We start from the raw sequence: 487 nt of genomic DNA, 5'->3' as shown, positions 1-487 counted from the left end.
AAGCAATCCTCGGCCAGGTGTCGAACGGGTGTCGCTGGCGCAGGTGGGTTCACCGCGCTATCGTGCCCGGCATGATCGTGTATTCGCGCGCCTCGCGCCTCGCCCTTCTCGCCTTTCTGACCATTGGCGCCGCCCCCCAGCATTCGGTACGTGCCCCCGAAAGTCGCGCCGAGGCGCAGCAGGCCACGCCGTCGTCGAGCGCCGACGCCACCGATGGACGCCCCGGCGCGGCCATCGCCAGCCGGGCGGCATGGCTTTACAAAGGCAGCGACATCACGCCCGATCCGGCATGGCATTTCGGCGTGCTGAAGAACGGCCTGCGCTATGCGGTGCGCAAGAATGGCGTGCCGCCCGGCCAGATTTCGGTGCGGGTGCGGATCGATGCAGGGTCGCTGTATGAAAATGAGGGCGAACGCGGCTTTGCCCATCTGATCGAGCATCTTTCGTTCCGCGGTTCGGAATATGTGCCCGATGGCGAGGCCAAGCG

The 487-nt window shown here is 66.3% G+C and carries 1 protein-coding gene; it reads left to right on the top strand.

The genetic code is table 11. The features are described 5' to 3' along the window. Window positions 1-71: 71 nt before the first annotated feature. Window positions 72-487 (top strand): insulinase family protein (locus AACY45_RS28155; RefSeq protein WP_339548744.1); only part of this gene is annotated, 416 nt, incomplete at its 3' end.

The sequence above is a fragment of the Pseudomonas sp. RA_35y_Pfl2_P32 genome (genome assembly GCF_963970735.1).
Lineage (GTDB): Bacteria > Pseudomonadota > Gammaproteobacteria > Pseudomonadales > Pseudomonadaceae > Aquipseudomonas.
This window is presented reverse-complemented; position numbering and strand designations above follow the sequence as displayed.